Annotated in this window: 2 protein-coding genes and 1 pseudogene; all 3 read right to left on the reverse strand. The window is 66.8% G+C overall.

Annotated elements, in window-relative coordinates; all coding sequences use genetic code 11:
• Positions 1–189, reverse strand: a 189-nt coding sequence (locus tag EOA36_RS35820; protein WP_281040117.1) for a S4 domain-containing protein, incomplete at its 3' end; no start/stop codon positions are given.
• A 101-nt stretch (positions 190–290) separates the two neighbouring features.
• Positions 291–677 carry a VOC family protein gene (locus tag EOA36_RS35825; protein WP_127281270.1) on the reverse strand — a complete coding sequence of 129 codons (387 nt, stop codon included), beginning with the start codon at positions 675–677 and terminating at the stop codon, positions 291–293.
• Between the two features lie 39 nt (positions 678–716).
• Positions 717–1,141: pseudogene (locus EOA36_RS35830) on the reverse strand (alpha/beta hydrolase); the annotation flags it as partial.

Below are 1,141 nucleotides of genomic sequence, written 5' to 3' on the forward strand. Positions count from 1 at the left end.
GCGCAACGCCGCGTCACGCACGACCTTGCCGCCTACGCGCACGCGACCCGCCGCGATCAGCACTTCGGCCTGCGTGCGCGAGCACAGGCCGAGTTTTGACATCGCGCGGTTCAGGCTGACGCCGGGAGACCCGGCGCTGCGGGGCTTGCCGGCTGGCGGCCGGCCGGGCGGAGGTGGTCGTGCTGCCATGCTGTTGCCGGTGATCCGTTCCAGCGGACAGATGCCACGGGCGAGGCGGGCACCGCAAGCCGGGCGCGGCCGGTCTGTTTCCTGTCCCAGCAACAAGCGCTTCAGGCGGATGGCTCGGCCATCACGATGAAATTGCCGCAGGTGTCGTCGAAGAAGGCCGATGTCACCGGGCCTGTGCGTTCCGGAGGCCCGAGAAATTTCACGCCGCGCGCGGTGAGCCGGTCGAACTCGGCGTGGATGTCGCCGACGGTGATGAGCGCCGCCGGGAAACGGGCGTCGTAAAGCGCTTGCTGCGCGGCGCGCGCCGGCGGGGCGCTGTTGGGTTCGAGCACCAGTTCCGTGCCGCCATCGTCGGGTGCCACCACCGTCAGCCAGCGGATTGGACCGCTGTCGTGATCATGCTTTTTCACAAAACCCATGACCGAGGTGTAGAAGGCCAGCGCCTTGTCCTGGTCGTCGACCTTGATGAGGATATGGCGAAGCCGCATGGTCGATTTCCTTTTATTCGCATGGGTTGACGTCCGTACCTAATCCAGGCTGTTGAAGAACGCCGTCAGCACCGGGGCGTGCGCGGCCGGCTTCAGCATGTGGTTCTGGCCGGGCAGCGTCTGATAGCTTGCATTGGGCAATGCCTTGGCCAGGGCCTTGTTGCCATGCCGCATCCATGGCGGGCTCTTGCCGCCGTCGCTCACCAATACCGGCACGCGCAGCGAAGCCCAGCGGCTGGGATCGAGCGGCCTGCCAAGCTGATCGCCGCCGACGATGGCGCCATCATGCGGCAAGGTATGCGCCACCGCCTTGAGCCGTCGCCAGATCGGCATGAGCTTCATGAAGACGATGAGCAGGCGGGGCATGCCCACCGATTTGAGGAAGGCGGTTATGGCGTCGCCGCGCCGGCCTTCGGCGACGGCAGTCTCGATCGTCGCCCAATCGGCCTGCGTGGTGGTGCGGC

Origin of the sequence: Mesorhizobium sp. M8A.F.Ca.ET.021.01.1.1 (assembly GCF_003998025.1) — a bacterium.
Classification (GTDB): domain Bacteria; phylum Pseudomonadota; class Alphaproteobacteria; order Rhizobiales; family Rhizobiaceae; genus Mesorhizobium.